This window comes from Lelliottia sp. 489 (genome assembly GCF_050435885.1).
GTDB lineage: Bacteria > Pseudomonadota > Gammaproteobacteria > Enterobacterales > Enterobacteriaceae > Enterobacter > Enterobacter nimipressuralis.
This window is the reverse complement of record NZ_JBNDLC010000004.1, coordinates 425588-449494: the sequence shown is the minus strand read 5'-3', so window position 1 is coordinate 449494 and position 23907 is coordinate 425588. Positions and strand designations below refer to the sequence as shown.

The 23907-nt window shown below is 55.8% G+C and carries 19 protein-coding genes and 3 tRNA genes; 18 read left to right on the top strand and 4 right to left on the bottom strand.

Annotated elements, in window-relative coordinates; genetic code table 11:
• Window positions 1-71: 71 nt before the first annotated feature.
• The 3 genes from mscM to rsgA form a co-directional block, all read right to left on the bottom strand.
• Window positions 72-3383, bottom strand: coding sequence for a miniconductance mechanosensitive channel MscM (gene mscM / locus ABIE11_RS15795; protein ID WP_429184848.1), 3312 nt, complete (start codon window positions 3381-3383; stop codon window positions 72-74).
• 17 nt (window positions 3384-3400) lie between these two features.
• Entirely contained in the window at window positions 3401-4369 is a 969-nt protein-coding gene (asd, locus tag ABIE11_RS15790) for an archaetidylserine decarboxylase (RefSeq protein WP_429184847.1), read from the bottom strand.
• A gap of 97 nt (window positions 4370-4466) precedes the next feature.
• The gene (gene rsgA, locus ABIE11_RS15785; protein WP_100777903.1) at window positions 4467-5519 is read right to left on the bottom strand and encodes a small ribosomal subunit biogenesis GTPase RsgA; all 1053 of its coding nucleotides are present in this window, start codon (window positions 5517-5519) and stop codon (window positions 4467-4469) included.
• A gap of 107 nt (window positions 5520-5626) precedes the next feature.
• On the opposite strand from rsgA, the gene orn reads away from it, so the two are divergent.
• The 4 genes from orn to ABIE11_RS15765 all read left to right on the top strand — a co-directional run bounded on the left by orn (window position 5627) and on the right by ABIE11_RS15765 (window position 6661).
• A complete protein-coding gene (orn, locus tag ABIE11_RS15780; protein ID WP_100777902.1) occupies window positions 5627-6172 on the top strand; it encodes an oligoribonuclease in 546 nt (181 codons plus the stop codon).
• Window positions 6173-6360: 188 nt separating this feature from the next.
• A tRNA-Gly gene (locus ABIE11_RS15775) sits at window positions 6361-6436 on the top strand.
• A gap of 37 nt (window positions 6437-6473) precedes the next feature.
• Window positions 6474-6549 (top strand) — tRNA-Gly (locus ABIE11_RS15770).
• 36 nt (window positions 6550-6585) lie between these two features.
• Window positions 6586-6661: transfer RNA gene (locus ABIE11_RS15765), tRNA-Gly, on the top strand.
• A gap of 270 nt (window positions 6662-6931) precedes the next feature.
• Here ABIE11_RS15765 and queG read toward each other — a convergent pair.
• Entirely contained in the window at window positions 6932-8071 is a 1140-nt protein-coding gene (queG, locus tag ABIE11_RS15760; RefSeq protein ID WP_319424112.1) for a tRNA epoxyqueuosine(34) reductase QueG, read from the bottom strand.
• Here queG and nnr point away from each other — a divergent pair.
• From nnr to rlmB, 14 genes are all read left to right on the top strand, one after another.
• Entirely contained in the window at window positions 8070-9596 is a 1527-nt protein-coding gene (gene nnr, locus ABIE11_RS15755) for a bifunctional ADP-dependent NAD(P)H-hydrate dehydratase/NAD(P)H-hydrate epimerase (RefSeq protein ID WP_429184846.1), read from the top strand. The two genes, queG and nnr, sit on opposite strands and share 2 nt — an antisense overlap.
• On the top strand, window positions 9589-10050 hold the full coding sequence (gene tsaE / locus ABIE11_RS15750; protein WP_100777899.1) for a tRNA (adenosine(37)-N6)-threonylcarbamoyltransferase complex ATPase subunit type 1 TsaE: 462 nt from the start codon (window positions 9589-9591) through the stop codon (window positions 10048-10050). The genes nnr and tsaE overlap by 8 nt, the downstream gene beginning before the upstream one ends.
• Before the next feature lie 16 nt (window positions 10051-10066).
• Window positions 10067-11410: an N-acetylmuramoyl-L-alanine amidase AmiB gene (amiB, locus tag ABIE11_RS15745; RefSeq protein WP_100777898.1), complete on the top strand. Its 1344-nt coding sequence runs from the start codon at window positions 10067-10069 to the stop codon at window positions 11408-11410.
• 9 nt (window positions 11411-11419) lie between these two features.
• Window positions 11420-13261, top strand: coding sequence for a DNA mismatch repair endonuclease MutL (gene mutL, locus ABIE11_RS15740; protein WP_429184845.1), 1842 nt, complete (start codon window positions 11420-11422; stop codon window positions 13259-13261).
• Entirely contained in the window at window positions 13254-14204 is a 951-nt protein-coding gene (gene miaA / locus ABIE11_RS15735; RefSeq protein ID WP_429184844.1) for a tRNA (adenosine(37)-N6)-dimethylallyltransferase MiaA, read from the top strand. Before mutL ends, miaA begins: the two co-directional genes overlap by 8 nt.
• Before the next feature lie 85 nt (window positions 14205-14289).
• A complete protein-coding gene (gene hfq, locus ABIE11_RS15730; RefSeq protein WP_006810391.1) occupies window positions 14290-14601 on the top strand; it encodes an RNA chaperone Hfq in 312 nt (103 codons plus the stop codon).
• Between the two features lie 74 nt (window positions 14602-14675).
• Window positions 14676-15956 carry a ribosome rescue GTPase HflX gene (hflX, locus tag ABIE11_RS15725; RefSeq protein WP_100777896.1) on the top strand — a complete coding sequence of 427 codons (1281 nt, stop codon included), beginning with the start codon at window positions 14676-14678 and terminating at the stop codon, window positions 15954-15956.
• A 60-nt stretch (window positions 15957-16016) separates the two neighbouring features.
• The gene (gene hflK, locus ABIE11_RS15720) at window positions 16017-17279 is read left to right on the top strand and encodes an FtsH protease activity modulator HflK (RefSeq protein ID WP_100777895.1); all 1263 of its coding nucleotides are present in this window, start codon (window positions 16017-16019) and stop codon (window positions 17277-17279) included.
• A 2-nt stretch (window positions 17280-17281) separates the two neighbouring features.
• Window positions 17282-18286: a protease modulator HflC gene (hflC, locus tag ABIE11_RS15715; RefSeq protein ID WP_100777894.1), complete on the top strand. Its 1005-nt coding sequence runs from the start codon at window positions 17282-17284 to the stop codon at window positions 18284-18286.
• A 71-nt stretch (window positions 18287-18357) separates the two neighbouring features.
• Window positions 18358-18555 carry a DUF2065 domain-containing protein gene (locus ABIE11_RS15710; RefSeq protein WP_095280484.1) on the top strand — a complete coding sequence of 66 codons (198 nt, stop codon included), beginning with the start codon at window positions 18358-18360 and terminating at the stop codon, window positions 18553-18555.
• Window positions 18556-18657: 102 nt separating this feature from the next.
• Window positions 18658-19956: an adenylosuccinate synthase gene (locus ABIE11_RS15705; protein ID WP_100777893.1), complete on the top strand. Its 1299-nt coding sequence runs from the start codon at window positions 18658-18660 to the stop codon at window positions 19954-19956.
• Window positions 19957-20157: 201 nt separating this feature from the next.
• The gene (nsrR, locus tag ABIE11_RS15700) at window positions 20158-20583 is read left to right on the top strand and encodes a nitric oxide-sensing transcriptional repressor NsrR (RefSeq protein WP_100777892.1); all 426 of its coding nucleotides are present in this window, start codon (window positions 20158-20160) and stop codon (window positions 20581-20583) included.
• 38 nt (window positions 20584-20621) lie between these two features.
• Complete coding sequence (rnr, locus tag ABIE11_RS15695; RefSeq protein WP_312155526.1) at window positions 20622-23069, top strand: ribonuclease R; 2448 nt, start codon at window positions 20622-20624, stop codon at window positions 23067-23069.
• A 70-nt stretch (window positions 23070-23139) separates the two neighbouring features.
• Window positions 23140-23871, top strand: coding sequence for a 23S rRNA (guanosine(2251)-2'-O)-methyltransferase RlmB (gene rlmB, locus ABIE11_RS15690; protein ID WP_095280487.1), 732 nt, complete (start codon window positions 23140-23142; stop codon window positions 23869-23871).
• The last annotated feature ends 36 nt before the right edge of the window (window positions 23872-23907 follow it).

Here is a 23907-nt window from a genome sequence, read left to right as displayed (position 1 = left end):
GAGAGAGGGTTTTTTATGTGAGCCCTTCTCCTGAGGGAGAGGGCGGGTGAGTGCATCAGACCCTACTTACCCTACAAACTTCCCGCCGGGCGCTTGCGCGCCGCAGACGTCAACGTTCTTCCCGTTTTATGCCCATCGAGTGTTTCCAGACGCATCTGGAACGGTGGGAATGGCATATCAATACCGTGCTCGCGGAACCCGGCCAGAATCAGCTGGTGGATTTCATGACGCAGCGGCATACGGTGGCCCATCTCGGCGGCGTAGATACGCAGTTCGAAAATCTGAATCCCCTGCTGCAAATCGACCAGGAACACTTCCGGTGCCGGGTTATCGATCACCAGCGAACAGCGCTCGGCAGCGGTGTACAGAATCTGCGTCACCTCTTCGCTGTTAGCATCTGATGGCGCCGGAACGGTCAGCACCACACGCGTGACGGAGTCGGACAGCGACCAGTTGATAAACTGCTCGGTGATAAACGCCTTATTCGGCACGATGATCTCTTTGCGATCCCAGTCGCTAATGGTAGTCGCACGGGTGTTGATCTTGGTGATGCTCCCGGTCAGATCGCGGATCGTCACGGTATCGCCAATGCGGATAGGTTTTTCGAACAGGATGATCAGGCCGGAGATGAAGTTGGCGAAGATCTCCTGCAAACCAAAGCCCAGACCGACACCCAGTGCCGCGACCAGCCATTGCAGCTTGGACCACTCAATCCCAATCATCGAGAAGCCAACCAGTCCGCCAAACAGCAGAATCAGGTATTTGGTAATCGTAGTGATGGCATATCCGGTGCCGGGGGTGAGATCCAGATGCTGTAACAGCGCCAGCTCCAGCAGAGCAGGGAAGTTACGCACCAGTTGGGTGGTAATGATCAGCACCAGAATCGCAATCAACACCGCACCCAGCGTAATCGGCTCAAGGCTTTCGACGCCCTGCACAGTAGATGTGGCATCCCACAGAGAGATGTTCTCAAGGAAGCCAAACGCCGAGTGGATCTCCGACCACAGTACAATCACCGACAGCAGCGCGATAAGCATCAGGATGGAGCGCACCAGGCGCAGGGACTGGGTACTGATGGCATCCAGATCCAGTTCGACCTCGTCCACTTCTGTTGTGCCTTCAGTGCTGCTGGTGCTGTGCGGATCGTCTTCGCCACGCGCACGCTGGGCGAGGATTTCGGCGCGACGATGTTTGGCACGGTCAAACGCCAGTCGGCGACGCTGAATCAGCATCCAGCGGCGGATAATGTGATACACGACCAGTAGCAGGAACCAGATCGCCACCGACGTTTCCAGACGGGCAAGCAGAGCCTGGGCGGTTGCCAGATACCCGACTGCTGCGGCAAGAATTGCCACCAGCGGAGCGCTGAGCAGCAGGTTCCACAGCATGCGGTTCACCATGTTTTCGCCGCTGCCGGTTTTGTCGACATACAGCGGAATTCCGGCTCGCTTCAGGCTCAGGGTTACCATCGCCAGCGCGCCGCAGATCAGCATAAAGCACAGACGTCCGAGGGAGCCGGAAAACTCACGGTCGTTGAGATTATCGAACATAATGAGCGCCATAATCAGCGGCACGATAAGCCCGATACTCATCAGGTAATAGCGCATCGCCCGCGTTACGCGCTGGCGCGGCCAGGCGAAGTGGGCGATAAACAGCCCGTTTGGACGGGCAAAGGTCGCGCAAATCATCACCACCCACAGCAACGGCACCGTGGCCGTCACGCCATCGCCAATCGCTACGGCGAGCGGATACGGCCAGGCTTCTCGCAGGCCATAGCCCAGCGTCATCCACAGCACCGGCAGCGGGGACGCCACCAGAATCGACCAAAACACGGTGCGCAGCGTGAGCCAGAAGTGGTCCTGCGTCACTTTCCCCACCCGGGCGCTGGAACGCTCCAGGAAGCGGGTGAAGTGCCTGCGCGAGTAAATACTAAAACCAACCAGAATCAGCGCGCCGAGCAGCGGGAAAATCGTCTCTTTGCTGGTGAGGATCATCACGCCCGCTTTGCCCAACTGACCAAAGGTATCCAGTGAAATCAGGCGGCGCAGGTCTTGCACGAGGTCAATCGGCCAGGAGATGCTCATCGGCCGCACGTCGGAGGTCCAGAACAGATAGCGGTGCGTGGCTTCGTTCACCTCTTTCAGCGCGTCTTCCAGCTGGCTGTTGGAGACTTTCAGCTTGGTCAGTTCCAGAATCAGCGTGTCGCCGCCCTGCAGCAGAGAGTTCAGCAATTCGCGCTGAGTGCGCAGCTGAGCGTCGAGAATGCGGTTCTCTTCGCTGGTCAACGGCTCGCCATCGGCCTGATGCTGCTGACGGACTTGAGACTGTTTGTTGAGAAGGTCTTCATAACGCAAACGCTGGACGCGCAGCTGCGCCATTTCCGTGTCCAACTGCTGCGGCTTAGGCATCTCCGGCAGACGCGCTACCTGAGCGCGTAAGGCTTCGCCCAGCAGATTCGATGAACCCAGCCACTGGGACTGTTCGCGCAGGGTGTTCAACGCCTGACGCACCTGTAACGTCTGATTGGTCGCCTGGCGCTGCTGCGAGGCCACCAAATCCATACGCTGGGCCTGCTGGTTCAGGGCTGCGGACAGCTCGCGGTTAATCTTGAACTGCGCCACGATCCCCGCCGGGAGATTTTCGCTGTTTTCTGCCAGCAGTTCGGTGCTCTCCAGTGCGCGTTCTGCCTCGCGCTGACGCTGGCTGTTAAGCTGATTTCGCAGGGCTTGCAGATAGGTATCGAGCTGCTGGCCCTGTTTCTGCGCCAGTTCGGAACGCATTCGCGCCAGTTCCTGACGGTTATTGGCAGACAACTGGGCCAGCTCAAGCTCATCGACCAGGGCTTTCAGTTTGGCCGATTCGGCCTGCAGGCTGAGATTTTGCGGATTATTACCGGGCTGGGTGCCGATACGACGCTCGACTTCGTTCAGCTGGCGGCGAGCATCGGTTTGCTGTTGGGGCAGTTGGCTGAGCGAATCTGCGATTTCACGCGCCCGCTCTTGCTCCTGCTGCGCCTGACGGCTTTTCTCCAGCAGCTGGCTGCTGACCTGCAGGATTTCCTGATTCAGGGCGTCCGTCGTCATGCCCGACGGAACGTTACGCGGCTCATCGCGTAAATTATTCAGCTGCGAGCGGAGCGTTTGGGAGAGTTTGGGAAAGTTATCGATAACCTGCTGATATTGCTCTGCGCGCTCGAGGGAACCTTTACGTTCCTCAAGCGCGTTCAGCGCGGCCTGGAGCTGCTCAACGGCTTCCGGCTGGGCGGGTTTGGCCGCCTTTGCCTGCTCCAGTTCCTGAGAGATCTGTTTGGCATCAGGGGCTGTCGCTGCGTACGCCCCTGTACTGAGGCACCAGGCCATCAGAAAAATGATAATCGGGCGCACTTCAGTAACCCCTTTGGTTAGCCTTGGTCGTTCTTGTCGTCAACCAGCGGACTGGCGTCGTGTTCGGCTTTAATCTCTTCTTCTGCCAGTGGCACAGGCTCGACTTCTGGTGTCACGAAGGTTTCCGTCGAGATAGCCAGCGGCTGACCAATTTTGGTCACGGACAGGCTTTGCAGAGAATCCACCAGATTCACTTTACCCGGCGCGAACAGGTTGATCACGGTAGAACCCAGTTTGAAGCGACCCATCTCCTGGCCTTTCAGCAGGGCAATAGAGCCTTCGTTTTCGCCAGCCGGCCATGTCCAGCGTTTGATTACACCTTCGCGTGGCGGCGTGATGGTGCCAGCCCAGACGGTTTCGATGCTGCCAACAATGGTAGCACCCACCAGAATCTGCGCCATGGGACCGAATTCAGTATCAAACAGGCAGATGACGCGCTCGTTACGGGCGAACAGGTTCGGGACGTTTTGCGCCGTCAGATGGTTCACGGAGAACAGATCGCCTGGCACGTAGATCATCTCACGCAGGATACCGTTGCACGGCATGTGTACGCGGTGATAGTCGCGCGGCGAGAGGTAGGTGGTGACAAATGAGCCGTTGCGGAACAGGTCTGCCATCAGGTAGTTACCTGCCAGCAGGGCTTCCATGCTGTAGTCGTGGCCTTTGGCCTGCAGGATTTTGTCTTCTTCGATTTTGCCAAGCTGGCTTATCACGCCGTCTGCCGGCATCACCAGCACATTCGGGTCGGTGTTCAGCGGACGAACGTCATCACGCAATGGGCGGACAAAGAAATCGTTGAAGGTGCGGTAGCTGGCGGTGTCCGGCTTCTGCGCCTCTTTCATGTCGACCTTGTAGTATTTAACGAACAGATCGATAACCAGCTTAGTCAGCCAGCCCGCTCGTTTGCTCGCGCCCCAGCCCGCCAGGCGGGTGAGCCATAGTTTAGGCAGAATGTATTGAAGCGAAAGTTTGAATGAGTTTAACAAGGTAGCCTCCAGGCCATTGTTTTGTCGTTCCTGATCCGGCTTCATAGCGCCGGAACCTGAAAAAAGGGGACGATTTTAGCGACGCTTAGCTTAGTTGTCAGTTATCAGAATCAGAAAAGTTTTTACGCGTTTTTACCTGGTCCATGCTTTCGAGAATGCGGTGATAGTTGTAGAAACGGGTTTCGGCAATTTTCCCGTTTTCAACCGCTTCACGAATGGCGCAGCCAGGGTCGTTATCGTGTTTACAGTCGCGGTATTTGCAAGCGCCTAAATAGTCATGGAATTCGACAAATCCATTGAAGATTTGTTCCGGCTCAAGGTGCCACAAACCAAATTCACGCACCCCTGGGGAGTCAATGACATCGCCGCCGTGTGGGAAGTGGTATAGGCGCGAGGCCGTGGTGGTGTGCTGACCCAGCCCGGAGTTGTCGGACACATCGTTGGTCAGGATCTCGTCCTGCAGCCCCAGAAGATTGTTTAACAGGCTGGATTTCCCCACGCCAGACTGGCCCGCAAAGATGCTGATGCGGTCGGTGAGCGCCTCTTCAAGCGGTTTCAGGCCATCTTTCTTGTGGCTGGAGACCATCAGTACGCGATAGCCAATATTACGGTAGATGTCCATTTGCTCGTTCACAAATGCCATACCGTCGTCATCCAGCAGATCGATTTTGTTGAGCACGATCAGCGGCTCAACGTCCAGCGTTTCGCAGGCAACGAGATAGCGGTCGATAATATTGAGCGAAAGCTCGGGTAAGATCGCCGATACAATCACGATCTGATTGATGTTGGCAGCGATCGGTTTGACGCCGTCGTAGAAGTCGGGGCGTGTCAGAACGGACGTGCGCTCATGTACCGCTTCGACGATCCCTTTTACGTTGACACCTTCGGACGCCGCTTTGCCTGGACGCCATACCACGCGGTCACCGGTCACCAGTGAACGGATGGTGCGACGAATGTTGCAGCGGTGGACGCTACCGTCGGCGGCTTCCACATCGGCGTGCATGCCGAAACGGCTGATCACCATGCCTTCGGTCGTTTCGCCAAACAGGTTGTCGTCGTAATCGGGTTTCTCCGAAGTGGTCTTAAGACGGCGCTGATGGTTGGCACTCACACGGCGCTGTTGCCCTTTGGAGAGTTTATTTTTACTCAATCGTGCTGACTCCTGGTCGCCCGTATCGGGCAAAACCTCTATGATACACACTAATTAATACTAGTTAACCTGCTACTGCCGGTTATGCGAGAAGGGTGGAAAATAACATGAGCGCGGATGAAAACAACCTGATTTGGATTGATCTTGAAATGACCGGTCTGGATCCCGAGCGCGATCGCATCATTGAGATCGCAACGCTGGTGACCGATGCCAACCTGAACATTCTGGCGGAAGGCCCGACCATTGCGGTACATCAGTCTGACGAACAGCTGGCGCTGATGGACGACTGGAACGTGCGCACCCATACCGGCAGCGGACTGGTAGAGCGCGTGAAAGCCAGCACTCAGGGCGATCGCGACGCGGAGCTGGCGACCATTGAGTTTCTGAAACAGTGGGTGCCGGCCGGAAAATCACCGATCTGCGGTAACAGCATCGGCCAGGATCGCCGCTTCCTGTTTAAGTACATGCCGGAGCTTGAAGCCTATTTCCATTACCGTTATCTGGATGTGAGCACCCTGAAAGAGCTGGCGCGTCGCTGGAAACCGGAAATTCTGGATGGCTTCAAAAAGCAGGGCACCCATCAGGCGATGGACGATATTCGTGAGTCGGTGGCTGAGCTGGCGTATTACCGCGAAAACTTTATTAAGTTGTAAGTTTGCTGCCCGGCGCGCTTGCGCAGCCGGGTTTTTGCCGTTAAATTGTGCAGCTTGCCGATTAATTAGGCACTTGAACAGGATTTCAAAAAAATCGCTTTCAGGGGGGTTGCAGCTAAAAGGATTTCTCGTATAATGCGCCTCCCGTAACGACAGAGAATTACACGTTACGACAGCAACAAATTTTTGCGGGAATAGCTCAGTTGGTAGAGCACGACCTTGCCAAGGTCGGGGTCGCGAGTTCGAGTCTCGTTTCCCGCTCCAAATTTGAAAAGTATCGCAAGATGTACGCACCACCCAAGCGGGAATAGCTCAGTTGGTAGAGCACGACCTTGCCAAGGTCGGGGTCGCGAGTTCGAGTCTCGTTTCCCGCTCCAAAATTTGAAAAGTGTCGCAAGACACGCACCACCCAAGCGGGAATAGCTCAGTTGGTAGAGCACGACCTTGCCAAGGTCGGGGTCGCGAGTTCGAGTCTCGTTTCCCGCTCCAAATTCTTCTTCATACCCAGTTTATCCACAGCGAAGTTCTTCGTTGGGGACGCTTTCTTTTGTTTCTGACAAACTCTTGTGAACAGAGTTATCCACAGATCCCACTATTTTGCTAAAAGCCCAAAAACCTTCGCAGGGTGAACGGTATATTCATAAGCAATTGAATATAAAGATAAAAATATCATTTCAAAATGTTATTGAGATCTCTTGACCTCTCTGCAAAGCCCGATGGTTGCTGACTTCATGATTTTATTCACAGGCTGTGAATAGTTCAGGCGTCGCGCACAAGCCCCTTTTCGATCACTCTCACCAGACGTTTTTTCTGAGGTAATTGCACCTCGACTACACAGGCGTTTCGCTTCTCAATTTGCTGCGCAATCGCCCATTCTATGTGTTCGTCGAGAAGTGGGTGCTCACCTCTGCGCTTTTCAAGCGCCAGAATATTAGCCTCGTCCCAGGGAGCATTTCCCAGCGCAACGGCAATATTTCTCAGCCAGCGCAGATGGCCGATACGGCGAATTGCCGAACCTTCAGTGATCCTGAGGAAATACGGTTCGTCCCAGGCAAACAGCTCCGTCAGTTTCGGCGCATGTAACGCTTTGCGGGGACTAAAATCGTCTTCATCCGTGAGCTGCGAGTAGCGATTCCAGGGGCAGATGAGCTGACAGTCGTCACAGCCATAAATTCGATTGCCAATCAGCGGGCGGAACTCTTCGGGGATCGCCCCTTCCAGTTCGATGGTGAGATACGAGATGCAGCGGCGTGCATCCACGGTGTAAGGCTCGACAATCGCTCCCGTCGGGCAGATGGTCATGCACGCCACGCAGCGACCACACCCTTCTTCGACCGGGCCGTCGACCGGCAGCGGCAAATCTATCAGCAATTCACCGAGAAAGAAGAATGAGCCTGCGTCGCGGCTGAGGATAAGTGAGTGCTTACCTGTCCAGCCAAGCCCGGCTTTTTCAGCGATAGGGCGCTCAAGAATAGGCGCAGAGTCGACAAAAGGTCTAAAATTCAGCGAGCCGCAGTGCTGCTGGATAGTTTCCCCGAGTTTTTTTAAGCGGTTACGCAAAAGCTTATGATAATCACGCCCAAGCGCATATCGGCTGACGTAACCCAGAGAAGGATCTTTCAGCGTGCGGGCAAACGCCGCGTTAGCGGGGAGGTAGTTCATGCGAACGCTAATGACGCGCAGGGTACCCGGTAAAAGCTCGTGGGGCCGGGCGCGCATCATCCCGTGACGCGCCATCCACTCCATTTCGCCGTGGTATTGTTTGTCCAGCCAGGCCTGCAGTTTTGGCTCGCTCGCGGAAAGATCAGTATCGGTGATACCGACTTTCTGAAAGCCAAGCTCAGCGCCCCATTGTTTAATGTTTTGCGCTAATTGATTGAGATCGAGGGGCTGTGACATGACGGACCATACGGTGAAGAAAATCCCCGCAAGTATACCACATTCCATTTGGCCTGCGGATGACCTGCGACGCGCTGAAAAAGAGGCGGCAGATAGCCTGGGCATTACCCTGTATGAGCTGATGCTCCGCGCGGGCGAAGCGGCGTTTCGCATTGCGCGTGAAACCTATCCGCACGCCACTCATTGGTTGATTCTTTGCGGACACGGCAATAACGGCGGCGATGGCTACGTGGTGGCCCGACTGGCCGCCGCCGCTGGCCTGAATGTGACCCTGCTGGCACTGGAGAGCGACAAACCGTTGCCAGACGAGGCGAGCGAAGCCCGGGATGCCTGGCTAAACGCCGGTGGCGTGATCCATGCTTCGGATATCGTCTGGCCAGAGGGTATCGATCTGATTATTGATGGTTTACTCGGCACCGGGCTGAGCCAGGCTCCGCGCGACAACGTTGCGACACTGATTGAACATGCTAACACCCATCCCGCTCCCGTAATCGCCCTGGATATTCCTTCGGGCCTGCTGGCGCAAACGGGCGCGACGCCTGGCGCGGTGATTCATGCCACGGCTACCGTGACCTTTATCGCCCTTAAACCTGGATTGTTGACTGGCAAAGCGCGCGATGTGGTGGGGACGCTTCACCATCATGCGCTCGGCCTGGATAGCTGGCTCGCGGGCCAGGAGACGTCGCTTTCTCGTTTTGATGCTTCCCAGCTTGCGCAGTGGCTGCCGCCGCGCCGTCCGACGTCCCACAAAGGCGATCACGGGAAACTGGTGATCATCGGTGGCGATCACGGCACGGCAGGGGCGATTCGCATGACCGGAGAGGCCGCTCTGCGGGCGGGCGCGGGTCTGGTGCGAGTGCTCACTCGCATCGAAAACATCCCGCCGTTAATTACCGCTCGCCCTGAACTGATGGTCAGCGAACTGACGCAGCACTCTCTCGAAGATAGCCTGGCCTGGGCAGACGTGGTGGCGATAGGCCCGGGGCTGGGTCAACAGGAGTGGGGCAAAAAAGCGCTACAGAAAGTCGAGAATTGCCGTAAACCGATGCTGTGGGATGCCGACGCGCTGAACCTTCTGGCAATCAATCCTGATAAACGTCACAATCGCATCCTGACGCCACACCCCGGCGAAGCCGCGCGGCTGCTTAACTGCAGCGTCGCAGAAATTGAAAGCGATCGCTTACTTTCTGCGCAGCGTCTGGTAAAACGTTATGGGGGTGTTGCGGTTCTGAAAGGGGCAGGCACGATAGTGGCCTGTGAATCTGGCGCGTTGGGCATTATCGACGCGGGCAATGCGGGAATGGCAAGTGGCGGAATGGGCGATGTGCTCTCCGGCATTATCAGCGCGTTGCTTGGACAGAAACTTACCCCTTATGATGCAGCTATTGCAGGCTGCGTGGCGCACGGTGCCGCCGCTGACAGAGTGGCGGCGCAGTACGGAACGCGCGGCATGCTGGCCACCGATCTTTTTGACACGCTGCGGCGTGTTGTTAACCCGGATGTGATTGACGTAGAAAATGACTAATCGTGTGATTGCTTTACCCGACGAGCAGGCAACTTTGGATCTCGGCAAGCGCCTGGCACTGGCCTGTGACGGTGCCACCGTCATCTATCTGTACGGTGATTTGGGCGCGGGTAAAACCACCTTCAGCCGGGGTTTTTTACAGGCGCTAGGCCACAAAGGGAATGTGAAAAGCCCAACCTATACCCTGGTCGAACCCTACACGCTCGACAATCTGATGGTATATCACTTTGATCTTTACCGTCTTGCGGACCCAGAGGAGCTGGAATTTATGGGTATCCGTGACTATTTCGCCAACGATGCCATTTGCCTGGTGGAGTGGCCGCAACAAGGTGCGGGTGTGTTGCCTGACCCGGATGTCGAAATTCACTTAGATTACCAGGCGCAAGGGCGTGAGGCACGCATCAGTGCAGTTTCCTCATCAGGCTGTTCCTTGCTGGCTCGCTTAGCCAGCTGAATGAAGGGATAACGGGATGATTAATCGCGTTAAAGGTTGGTTGTTGGCCGCCACGGTGCTGCTGTGCGCGCAGGCCGGTGCGGCGAGCTTATCGGACATTCAGGTGTCCAACGGTGATGCGCAGGCGCGTATCACCTTCAGTTTTATGGGCGATCCCGATTACGCCTTTACCCAGGTTGATAAACGTAGCGTTGCGCTGGATATCAAACAGACCGGCGTGATCCAGGGGCTACCGCTGCAGTTTAGCGGTAATAACCTGGTGAAAAGTATTCGCTCCGGCAATGCAAAAGATCCTCAGTCCCTGAGACTGGTGGTGGATCTGACGCAAAACGGCAAAACCCGTGCGGTGAAGCAGCAAAATGGTGCTAACTACACCGTGGTCTTTACCATCAATGCCGATGTTCCGCCGCCGCCCCCTCCGCCGCCAGCGCCCGTCGTGGCACAACGTGTAGAGCAGCCGGTGGTCGCGCCGCGTCCTTCTGAACCGGCGCGGAATCCGTTCAAAGCGCAAAACGATCGTCTTACCAGCGTCACCAGCAGCAATACCGTGACACGTCCTGCGGCGCGCGCCCGTGCGGTGTCGTCCGATGAGAGAGTGATCATTGCCATTGATGCCGGTCACGGCGGACAGGACCCTGGCGCGATTGGGCCGGGCGGTACGCAGGAGAAAAACGTCACAATTTCGATTGCGCGTAAGCTGCGGGCGTTGCTGAATGACGATCCGATGTTTAAAGGCGTCATGACCCGCGACGGCGACTACTTTATCTCCGTGATGGGGCGTTCCGACGTGGCGCGTAAGCAAAACGCCAACTTCCTGGTGTCGATTCACGCGGATGCCGCGCCGAATCGCAGCGCGACCGGTGCGTCGGTGTGGGTGCTGTCAAATCGTCGTGCGAACAGCGAAATGGCGAACTGGCTCGAGGAGCATGAGAAACAGTCTGAACTGCTCGGCGGCGCAGGTGACGTACTGGCGAACAGTCAGTCCGACCCGTACCTCAGCCAGGCGGTACTGGATTTACAATTCGGCCATTCTCAGCGCGTCGGGTATGATGTGGCGACGAACGTGATTAGCCAGCTTCAGCGCGTCGGTGCGATTCACAAACGCCGTCCTGAGCATGCGAGTTTAGGGGTGTTACGCTCACCGGATATCCCGTCGATTCTGGTTGAAACCGGCTTTATCACCAATAACGGCGAAGAGCGCCTGCTGGGCAGCGACAGCTATCAGCAGCAAATTGCCGATGCGATTTATAACGGTCTGCGCAACTATTTTGCCGCGCATCCGCTCCAGTCAGCGCCGCAAGGGGGCGCGGGTCAAACCGCCAGCGCCGCCCTGCCTGGCGACATGAGCGCGACCAACTAAGGAGAGATCATGCCGATTCAGGTTCTGCCGCCGCAGCTTGCGAACCAAATCGCCGCCGGCGAGGTGGTGGAGCGTCCTGCATCGGTCGTGAAAGAGCTGGTTGAAAACAGTCTTGATGCGGGAGCCACCCGCATCGATATTGATATTGAACGCGGCGGCGCCAAACTTATCCGCATTCGCGACAACGGCTGTGGGATCAAAAAAGACGAGCTGGCGCTGGCGCTGGCGCGTCACGCCACCAGTAAAATTGCCTCTCTCGACGATCTGGAAGCCATTATCAGCCTCGGTTTTCGCGGCGAAGCGCTGGCCAGTATCAGCTCCGTTTCGCGTCTGACGCTCACCTCCCGCACCGCCGAACAGCAGGAAGCCTGGCAGGCATACGCGGAAGGGCGCGACATGGACGTGACCGTCAAACCCGCCGCGCATCCGGTGGGCACCACGCTGGAAGTGTTGGATCTCTTTTACAACACCCCGGCGCGGCGCAAGTTTATGCGTACCGAAAAAACCGAATTCGGCCACATCGACGAAATCATTCGCCGCATTGCGCTGGCGCGTTTTGACGTGACGATCAACCTGAGCCACAACGGCAAAGTGATGCGCCAGTATCGCGCCGTTGCCGAAGGCGGGCAGAAAGAGCGTCGCTTAGGGGCGATTTGCGGGACTGGCTTTTTGGAACAGGCGCTGGCAATTGAATGGCAGCACGGCGATCTCGCGATGCGCGGCTGGGTGGCCGATCCAAAATCCATGAACGCGGCGCTGGCGGAAATCCAGTACTGTTACGTCAACGGTCGCATGATGCGCGATCGTCTGATCAACCACGCTATCCGCCAGGCCTGTGAAGATAAACTCGGCGCGGATCAGCAGCCTGCGTTTGTTCTCTATCTTGAAATCGATCCGCATCAGGTGGATGTCAACGTGCATCCTGCCAAGCATGAAGTGCGTTTCCACCAGTCGCGTCTGGTCCATGATTTTATCTATCAGGGCGTGCTGAGCGTTTTACAGCAGCAGGCGGAAGCGGTATTGCCGCTGGAAGAAGAGAGCGCCGCGCCGCGTCCGATCCCGGAAAACCGCGTGGCGGCTGGCCGTAACCAGTTTGCAGAACCCGCCGTTGCCCGTGAACCCGAAACCCCGCGCTATTCCCCGACCAGCCCGGCACCGCGCCCGAGCGGTGCGAATTACCCTCATGCGCCGGGTTATCAAAAGCAGCAGGGTGCGCTTTATAGCAAATTGCTGGATACTCCAGCCGTAGAGCGCAAAGAGCCCGTGGCACCATCGGTCCCTGCGCTGGAAGGCCACAGCCAAAGTTTTGGTCGGGTGTTAACCATTGTTGCGCCGGATATGGCGCTGATGGAGCGTGACGGGAAACTGGCCCTGCTGGCGTTACCGGTTGCGGAGCGCTGGCTGAAGCAGGCGCAGCTGACGCCGGGGGCAAATGCGGCCTGTGCTCAGCCGCTGCTGATTCCGGTTCGGCTCAAAATTTCAGCGGACGAAGCCGGTCTGTTAAACCGTGCGAAAGCGCTGTTGGCGGAAATGGGCATCGAATTTGTGTTAGAGGCGCATCATGTGACGATTCGCGCGGTGCCTTTACCCTTACGCCAACAAAATTTACAAAACTTGATTCCTGAACTGATAGGCTACCTGGCGCAGCAAACGACCTTTGATGCCACCAATACCGCGCAGTGGATCGCCCGTCATTTAGCGAGTGACCATCATCCGTGGAATATGGCGCAAGCCATTACCGTATTGGCCGAAGTTGAACGTCTTTGCCCTCATTTGGTCAAAGCACCGCCGGGTGGTTTATTACAACGTGTTGATTTAGATTCGGCGATGAATGCCCTGAAAAATGAGTGATGTGAGTAAGGCGAGCCTGCCAAAGGCGATTTTTTTAATGGGCCCAACGGCCTCGGGTAAAACCGCGTTAGCCATTGAGCTACGTAAAGTTTTGCCAGTAGAGTTGATTAGCGTCGATTCCGCCCTTATTTATCAAGGGATGGATATCGGCACGGCGAAGCCAGACGCAGAAGAACTGCGCGCGGCACCGCACCGACTGCTGGATATTCTCGACCCGTCGCAGGCGTACTCCGCAGCGGATTTCCGCCGCGATGCGCTGGCGCAAATGGCCGAGATCACCACAGCGGGCCGGATACCGTTGTTAGTTGGCGGGACCATGCTCTACTTCAAGGCGCTGCTGGAAGGGTTATCACCCTTGCCATCCGCAGACCCTGAAGTGAGAGCCAGAATTGAGCAGCAGGCGGCAGAGCAGGGATGGGGCGCGTTGCACAAGCAGCTGGAGGAAATTGACCCGGTTGCCGCAGCACGGATTCATCCAAATGATCCGCAAAGGCTTTCCCGGGCACTGGAAGTTTTTTTCATTTCGGGTAAAACTTTAACGGAACTGACGCAAACGTCAGGAGAGGCTCTGCCGTATCAGGTGCATCAGTTCGCCATCGCCCCGGCGAGCCGTGAACTGCTCCATCAACGAATTGAGCAGCGTTTTCATCAGATGTTAGCTTCAGGTTTTGAAGCAGAAGTGCGGGCGCTATTTGCTCGCGGAGATTTGCATACGGACATGCCTTCCATTCGTTGTGTCGGATACCGCCAGATGTGGTCATACATTGAAGGCGAGATCTCATACGATGAAATGGTTTATCGAGGTGTTTGCGCCACCAGACAGTTAGCGAAACGCCAGATAACCTGGTTGCGCGGTTGGGACGGTATCCACTGGTTAGACAGTGAGAAACCAGACCAGGCGTACAATGAAGTTTTACAGGTTGTGGGTGCTATCGCAGACTGAATGTGTACAATTAAGTCGTATCGTGCGCAATTTTTCAGAATCGCAAGGTTCTAAGTACATAACAAGCATATAAGGAAAAGATAGAATGGCTAAGGGGCAATCTTTACAAGATCCGTTTCTGAACGCATTGCGTCGTGAACGTGTTCCAGTTTCTATTTATTTGGTGAATGGTATTAAGCTGCAAGGTCAGATTGAGTCTTTCGATCAGTTCGTGATCCTGTTGAAAAACACGGTCAGCCAGATGGTTTATAAGCACGCTATCTCTACTGTTGTTCCGTCTCGTCCAGTATCTCATCACAGCAACAACGCTGGCGGCGGCACCGGTAGTAACTACCATCATGGCAGCAACGCACAGGGCTCTTCTGCTCCTGCGCAGGACAGCGAAGAAACCGAATAAGGTAACGGGCTGTTTTTCCACACGGGGAGCCAGATTTCTGCGTTCCCCGCTGATTTATTTTGAGGATAATACGCTTGTTTGACCGTTATGATGCCGGCGAGCATGCGGTACTGGTACACATCTATTTTACGCAAGACAAAGATATGGAAGATCTCCAGGAGTTTGAAGCTCTGGTCTCTTCCGCCGGTGTCGAAGCATTACAGGTGATTACCGGTAGCCGTAAAGCGCCGCACCCAAAGTTTTTTGTTGGTGAAGGTAAAGCAGTCGAAATTGCGGAAGCCGTAAAAGCAACCGGCGCGTCCGTCGTGCTGTTTGACCATGCGCTATCTCCGGCTCAAGAGCGTAACCTGGAAGCCCTGTGCGAATGTCGTGTTATCGACCGTACCGGACTGATTTTAGACATTTTTGCTCAACGTGCACGTACCCACGAGGGGAAATTGCAGGTTGAGCTGGCGCAATTGCGTCATCTGGCCACGCGTCTTGTGCGCGGCTGGACCCACCTTGAAAGGCAAAAAGGCGGGATTGGTTTACGCGGTCCGGGTGAAACCCAGCTCGAAACCGACCGTCGATTGCTGCGCGGCCGTATTACCCAGATCCTCTCACGTCTGGCAAGAGTTGAAAAACAGCGTGAGCAAGGACGTCGTTCGCGAACCAAAGCTGACATCCCAACGGTGTCGCTGGTGGGGTATACCAACGCCGGTAAATCCACCCTGTTTAACCAGATCACTGAGGCCAAGGTTTATGCCGCAGACCAGTTGTTTGCGACCCTTGACCCGACGCTGCGTCGCATTGACGTTGCGGATGTGGGTGAAACAGTGCTGGCGGATACCGTAGGGTTTATTCGTCATTTGCCACACGATCTGGTGGCCGCGTTTAAAGCCACACTGCAGGAGACGCGTCAGGCGACGCTGCTGCTGCATATCATCGACGCTGCGGATGTTCGCGTGCAGGAAAACATCGACGCGGTGAATACCGTGCTCGAAGAGATCGACGCGCACGAGATCCCAACGCTTCTGGTGATGAACAAAATCGATATGCTGGACGATTTCGAGCCGCGTATCGACCGAGATGAAGAGAACAAACCGATTCGGGTCTGGCTTTCCGCTCAGACCGGTGTCGGTGTGCCACTACTTTTCCAGGCTTTGACAGAACGTCTTTCTGGTGAGGTGGCTCAGCACACGCTGCGTCTGCCGCCACAGGAAGGCAGGCTGCGCAGCCGGTTTTATCAGCTTCAGGCGATAGAAAAAGAGTGGATGGAGGATGACGGCAGCGTGGGGATGCAGGTGCGTATGCCGATCGTTGACTGGCGTCGCCTCTGTAAACAAGAACCTACGCTGGTGGACTACGTCGTCTGACCAGATAAAGGTGCACGAGCCTGAAAATTCGCCCTTGCATAACAAATATGGAGCATATACATGGCGTGGAATCAGCCCGGTAATAACGGACAAGACCGCGACCCGTGGGGAAGCAGCAATAATCAAGGCGGCAACTCTGGGGGAAATGGCAACAAAGGTGGTCGCGAGCAGGGGCCTCCTGATCTGGACGATATCTTTCGCAAGCTGAGCAAAAAGCTTGGTGGTTTCGGTACAGGTAAAGGTTCTGGCTCGGGTGGAAATTCCACTCAGGGTCCGCGCCCGCACATGGGTGGCCGCGTAGTGAGCATTGTTGCTGCTGCCGTGGTCATCATTTGGGCTGCCAGCGGGTTCTACACCATTAAAGAAGCTGAGCGCGGTGTGGTCACTCGTTTCGGTAAGTTTAGCCATCTGGTTGAGCCGGGTCTGAACTGGAAGCCAACGTTCGTGGATAACGTGACTGCGGTAAACGTGGAATCGGTACGCGAACTGGCGGCGTCTGGCGTGATGCTGACCTCTGACGAGAACGTGGTGCGCGTTGAGATGAACGTGCAGTACCGTGTCACCGATCCGCAGCACTATCTGTTCAGTGTGACCAGCGCCGACGACAGTCTGCGTCAGGCTACCGACAGCGCCCTGCGTGGCGTGATCGGTAAATACACCATGGACCGTATTCTGACCGAAGGCCGTACCGTTATTCGTAGCGATACCCAGCGCGAGCTGGAAGAGACCATCCGTCCGTACAATATGGGTATCACCCTGCTGGACGTCAACTTCCAGGCCGCTCGTCCGCCGGAAGAGGTCAAAGCTGCCTTCGATGATGCAATTGCCGCACGTGAAAACGAACAGCAATACATCCGTGAAGCTGAAGCTTACACCAACGAAGTTCAGCCTCGTGCTAACGGTCAGGCGCAGCGTATCCTCGAAGAGGCGCGTGCGTATAAGACTCAGACCATCCTGGAAGCCCAGGGTGAAGTGGCTCGCTTCGCGAAGCTCCTGCCGGAATATAAAGCTGCCCCGGAAATTACCCGTGAGCGTCTGTATATCGAGACCATGGAGAAAGTGTTGAGCCACACCCGTAAAGTGCTGGTGAACGACAACAAAGGTGGCAACCTGATGGTGCTACCGCTGGACCAGATGCTGAAAGGCGGTAATGCGCCTGCGGCAAAACAGGATAACAGCGGAGCAAACAATCTGCTGCGTCTGCCTCCGGCATCCAGCAGCAATTCCAGCGCCAATACCACGTCTTCTTCAAGCGATGGTGACATCATGGACCAACGCCGTGCCAACGCACAGCGTAACGACAGCCAGCGTCAGGGGGAATAACGATGCGTAAGTCAGTTATTGCGATTATCATCATCGCGCTGGTCGTACTTTATACCTCCATCTTTGTGGTGAAAGAGGGCGAGCGCGGGATTACCATGCGCTTCGGTAAAGTCCTTCGTGACGATGAAAACAAACCGCTGGTCTTTGAACCGGGTCTGCACTTCAAGCTCCCGATGATTGAATCAGTGAAAATGCTCGACGCTCGTATCCAGACGATGGATAACCAGGCCGATCGTTTTGTCACCAAAGAGAAAAAAGACCTGATCGTCGATTCTTACATCAAATGGCGTATCAGCGACTTCAGCCGTTACTACCTGGCAACAGGCGGCGGTGACGTCTCTCAGGCCGAAGTGCTGCTGAAACGTAAGTTCTCTGACCGTCTGCGTTCTGAAATTGGTCGTCTGGATGTGAAAGACATCGTGACCGACTCCCGTGGTCGTCTGACCCTGGAAGTGCGTGATGCGCTGAACTCCGGTACTGCGGGCACGGAAGACGAAGTTGCGACGCCAGCAGCGGACGATGCGATTGCTAAAGCGGCTGAGCGTGTTCAGGCTGAAACCAACGGCAAAGTGCCGGTGATCAACCCGAACAGTATGGCGGCGTTAGGTATCGAAGTGGTCGATGTGCGTATCAAACAGATCAACCTGCCTGCGGAAGTGTCCGAAGCGATTTACAACCGTATGCGCGCTGAGCGTGAAGCGGTTGCCCGTCGCCACCGTTCACAGGGTCAGGAAGAGGCTGAGAAACTGCGCGCGACAGCGGACTATGAAGTGACGAAAACGCTGGCAGAATCCGAACGTCAGGGCCGCATTATGCGCGGTGAAGGTGATGCGGAAGCCGCGAAACTGTTTGCCGATGCATTCAGCCAGGATCCGGATTTCTATGCCTTTATCCGTAGCCTGCGTGCGTATGAAAACAGCTTCCAGAGCAACCAGGATGTGATGGTGCTCAGTCCTGACAGCGATTTCTTCCGTTATATGAAGACGCCAGGCAACGCCACGCGATAAACTCATTCCCGTTTGAGTTATCAAACCACCGCTCTCAACGGAGCGGTGGTTTTCTTTTATCAGGAGCTAAAATGAATTCCACCATCTTGCTGGCGCTTGCTCTGGTTTTGGTGCTCGAAGGCCTTGGCCCGATGCTTTATCCGCGCGCCTGGCGCCGAATGATCGCCACCATGACCCAACTGCCGGATAATATTTTACGTCGTTTTGGCGGGGGTCTTGTGGTTGCAGGAGTGGTGATCTACTACATGTTGAGGAAAACGATTGGCTGATCAAAAAGTGGTCGGATTTGCATTATATTGAGGGCAAAAAGTGCTGTAACTCTGAAAAAGCGGTGGTAGAATCCATTTTTAAGCAATCGGTGATTTTGAAAAATGGGTAACAACGTTGTCGTACTGGGCACCCAATGGGGTGACGAAGGTAAAGGGAAGATTGTCGATCTTCTGACTGAACGTGCTAAATATGTTGTACGCTATCAGGGTGGTCACAACGCAGGCCATACTCTCGTAATCAACGGTGAAAAAACCGTCCTCCATCTTATTCCATCAGGCATTCTTCGTGAAAATGTGACCAGCATCATCGGTAACGGTGTTGTGCTGTCTCCTGCTGCGCTGATGAAAGAGATGAAAGGCCTGGAAGACCGTGGTATCCCGGTTCGTGAGCGTCTGCTGCTCTCCGAAGCCTGCCCGCTGATCCTCGACTATCATGTCGCACTGGACGTGGCGCGCGAAAAAGCACGTGGCGCGAAAGCTATCGGCACCACCGGCCGTGGTATCGGCCCTGCTTACGAAGATAAAGTTGCTCGTCGCGGTCTGCGCGTTGGCGACCTGTTCGACAAAGCCACCTTCGCTGAAAAACTGAAAGAAGTGATGGAATATCACAACTTCCAGCTGGTGAACTTCTACAAAGTAGACGCCGTTGACTACCAGAAAGTGCTGGATGATGTCATGGCGGTTGCTGACATCCTGACCGGTATGGTTGTGGATGTGTCTGACCTGCTGGATCAGGCGCGCAAACGTGGCGATTTCGTCATGTTCGAAGGCGCGCAGGGTACGCTGCTGGATATCGACCACGGTACCTATCCGTACGTGACCTCCTCTAACACCACCGCGGGTGGCGTGGCGACTGGCTCCGGTCTGGGTCCACGCTATGTGGATTACGTGCTGGGTATCATCAAAGCTTACTCCACTCGCGTGGGTGCAGGTCCGTTCCCGACTGAGCTGTTTGATGACATCGGCGAGTTCCTGTGCAAGCAAGGTAACGAGTTTGGCGCGACCACCGGTCGTCGTCGTCGTACCGGCTGGCTGGATGCGGTTGCAGTGCGTCGCGCAGTGCAGATCAACTCCCTGTCTGGCTTCTGCCTGACCAAGCTGGACGTGCTGGACGGCCTGAAAGAAGTTAAAATCTGCGTGGGCTACCGTATGCCAGATGGCCGCGAAGTGACCACCACTCCGCTGGCCGCTGACGACTGGGAAGGTATCGAGCCGATTTACGAAACCATGCCAGGCTGGTCCGAAACCACCTTTGGTGTGAAAGAGCGTAGCGGTCTGCCGAAAGCCGCGCTGGACTACATCAAGCGTATTGAAGAGCTGACCGAAGTGCCGATCGATATTATCTCTACCGGCCCTGACCGTACCGAAACGATGATTCTGCGCGACCCGTTCGACGCATAAACCTCGTTCTGCCTGGCGGCGCTACGCTTGCCAGGCCTACAAAACGCTTCTTTAGCCGGATAAGCAACGCGTATCCGGCTTTTTAGTTCCTCTTTCCCCCTTTCAGTCAAATAAATTAGCCGCTAAGTATCTGGCTGGTTTATCATCAATAGTGAATATCTCTGCGGTTAGACCGCGTTTTTCCCTTTTCCTGAGGTTGATGTGCAGTTAACGAGTTTCACCGATTACGGCTTACGTGCGCTGATTTACATGGCGTCGTTGCCACAAGGACAGATGACCAGTATCTCTGAGGTGACAGAGGTGTACGGCGTGTCCCGTAATCATATGGTCAAAATAATCAATCAACTTAGCCGTGCGGGATACGTAACTGCCGTCCGCGGGAAAAACGGGGGGATTCGTCTCGGAAAACCTGCACAGAGTATTCGTGTTGGAGATGTGGTACGTGAACTGGAGCCATTAACTCTGGTGAACTGCAGCAGCGACTTCTGCCACATTACCCCCGCTTGCCGCCTGAAAAAGGCGCTTTCTACGGCTGTGCAAAGTTTTCTCAAGGAACTGGATAACTACACGCTGGCCGATTTGGTTGAAGAGAATCAACCGCTATATAAATTATTGCTGGTGGAATGAAGAAAATTTCCACCGGAGCTGACAACGGAGGAACCGACATGTCACATGATCCTTTCCAGGAACGCGAAGCAGAAAAGTACGCGAATCCTATCCCAAGCCGCGAGTTCATCATCGAACACTTAACAAAACGCGAAAAGCCCGCCAATCGTGAAGAACTTGCCGTTGAATTAAACATTGAAGGCGAAGAGCAAATTGAAGCCCTTCGTCGCCGCCTGCGTGCCATGGAGCGTGATGGCCAGCTGGTCTTTACGCGTCGCCAGTGCTACGCGCTGCCGGAACGTCTCGACCTGCTCAAAGGCACCGTCATTGGCCATCGCGATGGCTTCGGCTTCCTGCGCGTTGAAGGCCGCAAAGACGACCTGTATCTGTCTTCTGAACAGATGAAAATGTGCATCCACGGCGATCAGATTCTGGCGCAGCCGTTAGGGGCTGACCGCAAGGGCCGCCGCGAAGCGCGCGTCGTTCGCGTGCTGGTACCCAAAACCAGCCAGATCGTCGGGCGTTACTTCACCGATGCAGGCGTGGGCTTTGTAGTGCCAGACGACAGCCGTCTGAGCTTCGACATTCTGATCCCGCCTGAAGAGGTGATGGGCGCACGCATGGGCTTTGTGGTGGTGGTCGAACTCACCCAGCGTCCAACGCGCCGCACCAAAGCGATTGGTAAGATCGTGGAAGTGCTGGGCGATAACATGGGCACCAGCATGGCCGTGGATATGGCGCTGCGTACGCATGAAATCCCTTACGTCTGGCCGGCTGCGGTTGAAAATCAGGTCAAAGATCTGAAAGAGCAGGTCCCGGAAGAGGCCAAAATCGGCCGCGTGGATCTGCGCGATCTGCCGCTGGTGACCATTGATGGCGAAGACGCCCGCGACTTCGATGATGCCGTCTTCTGCGAGAAAAAACGCGGCGGCGGCTGGCGTTTGTGGGTGGCGATTGCTGACGTCAGCTATTACGTCCGCCCCAACACCCCGCTGGACAGCGAAGCCCGCAGCCGTGGTACATCCGTGTACTTCCCGTCGCAGGTCGTTCCAATGCTGCCCGAAGTGCTCTCCAACGGGCTGTGCTCCCTGAACCCGCAGGTTGATCGTCTGTGTATGGTCTGTGAAATGACTATCTCCACCAAAGGGCGCTTAACCGGCTATAAATTCTATGAAGCGGTGATGAGCTCGCACGCGCGTCTGACATACACCAAAGTCTGGCACATGCTGCAGGGCGACCAGGAGCTGCGCGAGCAATATGCGCCGCTGGTCAAACACATCGAAGAGCTGCACAACCTCTACAAAGTGCTGGACCAGGCGCGCGAAGAGCGCGGCGGGATCTCCTTTGAGAGCGAAGAGGCGAAGTTTATCTTCAACGCTGAACGTCGTATCGAGCGTATCGAGCAGACGCAGCGTAACGATGCCCACAAACTGATTGAAGAGTGCATGATCCTGGCAAACATCTCGGCGGCGCGTTTCGTTGAGAAAGCCAAAGAGCCTGCGCTGTTCCGTATTCACGATAAACCGACCACTGAAGCGATCACCGCGTTCCGTTCGGTGCTGGCGGAGCTGGGCCTGGAGCTGCCGGGTGGCAGTAAACCAGAGCCGCGCGATTACGCCGAGCTGCTGGAGTCCATCAGCGATCGCCCGGATGCGGAAATGCTGCAAACCATGCTGCTGCGCTCCATGAAACAGGCGATTTACGATCCGGAAAACCGCGGTCACTTCGGCCTGGCGCTGCAGTCTTATGCGCACTTTACCTCGCCGATTCGTCGTTACCCGGATCTGTCACTGCACCGCGCCATTAAATATCTGCTGGCGCAAGAGCAGGGGCATAAGGGCAACACCACCGAAACGGGCGGCTACCACTATTCCATGGAAGAGATGCTCCAGCTTGGTCAGCACTGTTCCATGGCCGAACGTCGCGCCGACGAAGCAACGCGTGACGTGGCGGACTGGCTGAAGTGTGACTTCATGCTGGATCAGGTGGGCAATATCTTTAAAGGTGTCATCGCCAGCGTCACCGGCTTTGGCTTCTTTGTGCGTCTCGACGAGCTGTTTATCGACGGCCTGGTCCACGTCTCCTCGCTGGATAACGATTACTACCGCTACGATCAGGTAGGTCAACGCCTGACGGGTGAATCCGGCGGCCAGACTTACCGTCTGGGCGACCGCGTGGAAGTGAAGGTGGAAGCCGTTAACATGGACGAACGTAAGATTGATTTCAGTCTGATCTCAAGCGAACGTGCTCCGCGTAACGTCGGCAAAACCGAGCGCGAAAAAGCGAAAAAAGGGTCGAACGGTAAAACCGGCGGCAGACGTCGTCAGGCGGGCAAAAAGGTGAACTTCGAGCCGGATGCCGCGTTCCGTGGTGATAAAGGCAAAGCAGCGCCAAAACCACCCAAAGCGAAGAAAGAGAAAGGCGCGAAAAAACCGTCCGCCAAGACCCAGAAAATAGCGGCCGCGACCAAAGCGAAGCGTGCTGCGAAGAAAAAAGTGGCGGAGTAACACTCCCTCACCCTTTGTCGGCCGGGCAAGCGTAGAATTGCCCGGCAAAAGCAATTAATGAGAACCATCAATGAGTGAAATGATTTACGGCATCCATGCGGTGCAGGCCCTGCTGGAGCGCGCTCCGGAGCGTTTTCAGGAAGTGTATATTCTGAAAGGCCGCGAGGATAAACGTCTGCTGCCGCTGATCCATGCGCTGGAAGCCCAGGGCGTGGTGATTCAGCTGGCGAGCCGCCAGTTCCTCGACGAAAAAAGCGAGGGTGCCGTTCACCAGGGCATTATCGCGCGTGCGAAACCGGGCCGTCAGTATCAGGAAAACGATCTGCCGGATCTGATCGCCCAGCTCGATAACCCGTTCTTCCTGATCCTCGACGGCGTGACCGATCCGCACAACCTCGGCGCATGCCTGCGTAGTGCAGATGCGGCAGGCGTACATGCGGTGATTGTACCGCGCGACCGTTCTGCGCAGCTCAATGCTACGGCGAAGAAAGTCGCCTGTGGCGCGGCGGAAAACGTGCCGTTGATCCGCGTGACCAACCTGGCGCGCACCATGCGTCAGCTGCAGGAAGAGAACATCTGGATTGTCGGCACCGCTGGCGAAGCAGACCATACCCTTTATCAGAGCAAAATGACCGGCCGTATGGCGCTGGTGATGGGTGCTGAAGGGGAAGGGATGCGCCGTCTGACGCGCGAGCATTGCGACGAGCTGATCAGCATTCCGATGGCGGGCAGCGTCTCGTCTCTGAACGTGTCTGTGGCAACAGGTATTTGCCTGTTCGAAGCGGTGCGTCAGCGCGGGTGATTTTTTGTGCCCGGTAGCGCTTCGCTTACCGGGCCT

What these genes read in the sequence shown, in the direction of transcription:
- orn (WP_100777902.1), top strand. Translation starts at nt 5,627, where the DNA reads ATGAGCGCGGATGAAAACAACCTGATTTGGATTGATCTTGAAATGACC.
- nnr (WP_429184846.1), top strand. Translation starts at nt 8,070, where the DNA reads ATGACGGACCATACGGTGAAGAAAATCCCCGCAAGTATACCACATTCC.
- queG (WP_319424112.1), bottom strand. Translation starts at nt 8,071, where the DNA reads ATGTCACAGCCCCTCGATCTCAATCAATTAGCGCAAAACATTAAACAA.
- tsaE (WP_100777899.1), top strand. Translation starts at nt 9,589, where the DNA reads ATGACTAATCGTGTGATTGCTTTACCCGACGAGCAGGCAACTTTGGAT.
- amiB (WP_100777898.1), top strand. Translation starts at nt 10,067, where the DNA reads ATGATTAATCGCGTTAAAGGTTGGTTGTTGGCCGCCACGGTGCTGCTG.
- mutL (WP_429184845.1), top strand. Translation starts at nt 11,420, where the DNA reads ATGCCGATTCAGGTTCTGCCGCCGCAGCTTGCGAACCAAATCGCCGCC.
- miaA (WP_429184844.1), top strand. Translation starts at nt 13,254, where the DNA reads ATGAGTGATGTGAGTAAGGCGAGCCTGCCAAAGGCGATTTTTTTAATG.
- hfq (WP_006810391.1), top strand. Translation starts at nt 14,290, where the DNA reads ATGGCTAAGGGGCAATCTTTACAAGATCCGTTTCTGAACGCATTGCGT.
- hflK (WP_100777895.1), top strand. Translation starts at nt 16,017, where the DNA reads ATGGCGTGGAATCAGCCCGGTAATAACGGACAAGACCGCGACCCGTGG.
- hflC (WP_100777894.1), top strand. Translation starts at nt 17,282, where the DNA reads ATGCGTAAGTCAGTTATTGCGATTATCATCATCGCGCTGGTCGTACTT.
- ABIE11_RS15710 (WP_095280484.1), top strand. Translation starts at nt 18,358, where the DNA reads ATGAATTCCACCATCTTGCTGGCGCTTGCTCTGGTTTTGGTGCTCGAA.
- ABIE11_RS15705 (WP_100777893.1), top strand. Translation starts at nt 18,658, where the DNA reads ATGGGTAACAACGTTGTCGTACTGGGCACCCAATGGGGTGACGAAGGT.
- rnr (WP_312155526.1), top strand. Translation starts at nt 20,622, where the DNA reads ATGTCACATGATCCTTTCCAGGAACGCGAAGCAGAAAAGTACGCGAAT.
- rlmB (WP_095280487.1), top strand. Translation starts at nt 23,140, where the DNA reads ATGAGTGAAATGATTTACGGCATCCATGCGGTGCAGGCCCTGCTGGAG.